This window comes from Nocardia sp. NPDC052566 (assembly GCF_044547285.1).
In the GTDB taxonomy this organism is placed as follows: Bacteria; Actinomycetota; Actinomycetes; order Mycobacteriales; family Mycobacteriaceae; genus Nocardia.
Map to the genome: position 1 here is coordinate 1 of NZ_JBIUAF010000013.1, position 4,221 is coordinate 4,221.

Below are 4,221 nucleotides of genomic sequence, written 5' to 3' on the forward strand. Positions count from 1 at the left end.
GGGAGGCAGCAGTGGGGAATATTGCACAATGGGCGAAAGCCTGATGCAGCGACGCCGCGTGAGGGATGACGGCCTTCGGGTTGTAAACCTCTTTCAGCAGGGAAGAAGCGAGAGTGACGGTACCTGCAGAAGAAGCGCCGGCTAACTACGTGCCAGCAGCCGCGGTAATACGTAGGGCGCAAGCGTTGTCCGGAATTATTGGGCGTAAAGAGCTCGTAGGCGGCTTGTCGCGTCGGTTGTGAAAGCCCGGGGCTTAACCCCGGGTCTGCAGTCGATACGGGCAGGCTAGAGTTCGGTAGGGGAGATCGGAATTCCTGGTGTAGCGGTGAAATGCGCAGATATCAGGAGGAACACCGGTGGCGAAGGCGGATCTCTGGGCCGATACTGACGCTGAGGAGCGAAAGCGTGGGGAGCGAACAGGATTAGATACCCTGGTAGTCCACGCCGTAAACGGTGGGCACTAGGTGTGGGCAACATTCCACGTTGTCCGTGCCGCAGCTAACGCATTAAGTGCCCCGCCTGGGGAGTACGGCCGCAAGGCTAAAACTCAAAGGAATTGACGGGGGCCCGCACAAGCGGCGGAGCATGTGGCTTAATTCGACGCAACGCGAAGAACCTTACCAAGGCTTGACATACACCGGAAAACCCTGGAGACAGGGTCCCCCTTGTGGTCGGTGTACAGGTGGTGCATGGCTGTCGTCAGCTCGTGTCGTGAGATGTTGGGTTAAGTCCCGCAACGAGCGCAACCCTTGTCCCGTGTTGCCAGCAAGCCCTTCGGGGCGTTGGGGACTCACGGGAGACCGCCGGGGTCAACTCGGAGGAAGGTGGGGACGACGTCAAGTCATCATGCCCCTTATGTCTTGGGCTGCACACGTGCTACAATGGCCGGTACAATGAGCTGCGATACCGTGAGGTGGAGCGAATCTCAAAAAGCCGGTCTCAGTTCGGATTGGGGTCTGCAACTCGACCCCATGAAGTCGGAGTCGCTAGTAATCGCAGATCAGCATTGCTGCGGTGAATACGTTCCCGGGCCTTGTACACACCGCCCGTCACGTCACGAAAGTCGGTAACACCCGAAGCCGGTGGCCCAACCCCTTGTGGGAGGGAGCTGTCGAAGGTGGGACTGGCGATTGGGACGAAGTCGTAACAAGGTAGCCGTACCGGAAGGTGCGGCTGGATCACCTCCTTTCTAAGGAGCACTTCTTACCGGTCTTCGGGCTGGTCAGAGGCCAGTACATCAGCGAACGTCTGATGCTGGTTGCTCATGGGTGGAACGTTGACTACTCGGCGCACTTGACGGCTTCTGGTTTCTAGTACTGCTTCGGCGTGGAACGGGACGAGGAGAGGTTGAGGGTGTCGGGCACGCTGTTGGGTGTCTGAGGGAATGAGTTTCCTTCAGGTGCCGGCCCCAGTGCACTCGGGATGTTGTCCCGGGGTGATGGGTGGCTGGTCGTTGTTTGAGAACTGCACAGTGGACGCGAGCATCTGTGGCCAAGTTTTTAAGGGCGCACGGTGGATGCCTTGGCACCAGGAACCGATGAAGGACGTGGGAGGCCACGATAGGCCCCGGGGAGTCGTCAACCAGGCTTTGATCCGGGGGTGTCCGAATGGGGAAACCCGGCAGTCGTCATGGGCTGTCACCCGCTGCTGAACACATAGGCAGTGTGGAGGGAACGCGGGGAAGTGAAACATCTCAGTACCCGCAGGAAGAGAAAACAACCGTGATTCCGGGAGTAGTGGCGAGCGAAACCGGATGAGGCCAAACCGTATGCGTGTGAGACCCGGCAGGGGTTGCGTATGCGGGGTTGTGGGATCTCTCTTTCACGGTCTGCCGGCCGTGGGACGAGTGAGAAACCGTTGATGTAGGCGAAGGACATGCGAAAGGTCCGGCGTAGAGGGTAAGACCCCCGTAGTCGAAACGTCAGCGGCTCGTTTGAGAGACACCCAAGTAGCACGGGGCCCGAGAAATCCCGTGTGAATCTGGCGGGACCACCCGCTAAGCCTAAATATTCCCTGGTGACCGATAGCGGATAGTACCGTGAGGGAATGGTGAAAAGTACCGCGGGAGCGGAGTGAAATAGTACCTGAAACCGTGTGCCTACAAGCCGTGGGAGCGTCGGACAAGCACTTGTGTTTGTCTCGTGACTGCGTGCCTTTTGAAGAATGAGCCTGCGAGTTTGCGGTGTGTTGCGAGGTTAACCCGGGTGGGGTAGCCGTAGCGAAAGCGAGTCCGAACAGGGCGATTCAGTAGCACGCTCAAGACCCGAAGCGGAGTGATCTAGCCATGGGCAGGTTGAAGCGGAGGTAAGACTTCGTGGAGGACCGAACCCACCAGGGTTGAAAACCTGGGGGATGACCTGTGGTTAGGGGTGAAAGGCCAATCAAACTCCGTGATAGCTGGTTCTCCCCGAAATGCATTTAGGTGCAGCGTCGTGTGTTTCTTGCCGGAGGTAGAGCACTGGATAGGCGATGGGCCCTACCGGGTTACTGACCTTAGCCAAACTCCGAATGCCGGTAAGTGAGAGCGCGGCAGTGAGACTGTGGGGGATAAGCTCCATGGTCGAGAGGGAAACAGCCCAGAGCATCGACTAAGGCCCCTAAGCGTACGCTAAGTGGGAAAGGATGTGGAGTCGCAGAGACAACCAGGAGGTTGGCTTAGAAGCAGCCACCCTTGAAAGAGTGCGTAATAGCTCACTGGTCTAGTGATTCCGCGCCGACAATGTAGCGGGGCTCAAGCGTACCGCCGAAGTCGTGTCATTGCAGCTATAGGGCCAACGCCTGCTGTGATGGGTAGGGGAGCGTCGTCTGCCGGGTGAAGCAGCCGTGTAAGCGAGTTGTGGACGGTTGACGAGTGAGAATGCAGGCATGAGTAGCGATACACACGTGGGAAACGTGTGCGCCGATTGACTAAGGGTTCCTGGGTCAAGCTGATCTGCCCAGGGTAAGTCGGGACCTAAGGCGAGGCCGACAGGCGTAGTCGATGGATAACCGGTTGATATTCCGGTACCCGCTGTGGAGCGTCAAACATCGAGCATCGTGATGCTAAGGCCGTGAAGCCGTTCCGGACCCTTCGGGGAATGGAAAGTGGTGGAGCCGCCGGCCCAAGCGGTTAGTAGGTGAGTGATGGGGTGACGCAGGAAGGTAGTCCATCCCGGGCGGTGGTTGTCCCGGGGTAAGGGTGTAGGCCGTGCGGTAGGTAAATCCGTCGCACATAAGGCTGAGACCTGATGCCGAGCCGATTGTGGTGAAGTGGATGATCCTATGCTGTCGAGAAAAGCCTCTAGCGAGTTTCATGGCGGCCCGTACCCTAAACCGACTCAGGTGGTCAGGTAGAGAATACCGAGGCGTTCGGGTGAACTATGGTTAAGGAACTCGGCAAAATGCCCCCGTAACTTCGGGAGAAGGGGGGCCACACCTGGTGATGATCTTTACGGTCTGAGCTGGGGGTGGCCGCAGAGACCAGCGAGAAGCGACTGTTTACTAAAAACACAGGTCCGTGCGAAGCCGTAAGGCGATGTATACGGACTGACGCCTGCCCGGTGCTGGAACGTTAAGGGGACCGGTTAGCTCCATTTCGGTGGGGCGAAGCTGAGAACTTAAGCGCCAGTAAACGGCGGTGGTAACTATAACCATCCTAAGGTAGCGAAATTCCTTGTCGGGTAAGTTCCGACCTGCACGAATGGCGTAACGACTTCTCGACTGTCTCAACCATAGGCCCGGTGAAATTGCACTACGAGTAAAGATGCTCGTTTCGCGCAGCAGGACGGAAAGACCCCGGGACCTTTACTACAGTTTGATATTGGTGTTCGGTTCGGCTTGTGTAGGATAGCTGGGAGACTTTGAAGCGGCCACGCCAGTGGTTGTGGAGTCGTCGTTGAAATACCAGTCTGGTCGTGCTGGATGTCTAACCTGGGTCCGTGATCCGGATCAGGGACAGTGTCTGATGGGTAGTTTAACTGGGGCGGTTGCCTCCTAAAGGGTAACGGAGGCGCCCAAAGGTTCCCTCAGCCTGGTTGGCAATCAGGTGTTGAGTGTAAGTGCACAAGGGAGCTTGACTGTGAGACCGACGGGTCGAGCAGGGACGAAAGTCGGGACTAGTGATCCGGCGGTGGCTTGTGGAAGCGCCGTCGCTCAACGGATAAAAGGTACCCCGGGGATAACAGGCTGATCTTCCCCAAGAGTCCATATCGACGGGATGGTTTGGCACCTCGATGTCGGCTC

General features: G+C 57.7%; 2 rRNA genes. Both read left to right on the top strand.

Annotation, left to right across the window (positions count from 1 at the left end):
* Nucleotides 1-1,189: ribosomal RNA gene (locus tag ACIG5A_RS44020) — 16S ribosomal RNA — on the top strand; the annotation flags it as partial.
* 300 nt (nucleotides 1,190-1,489) lie between these two features.
* Nucleotides 1,490-4,221, top strand: a 23S ribosomal RNA gene (locus tag ACIG5A_RS44025); the annotation flags it as partial.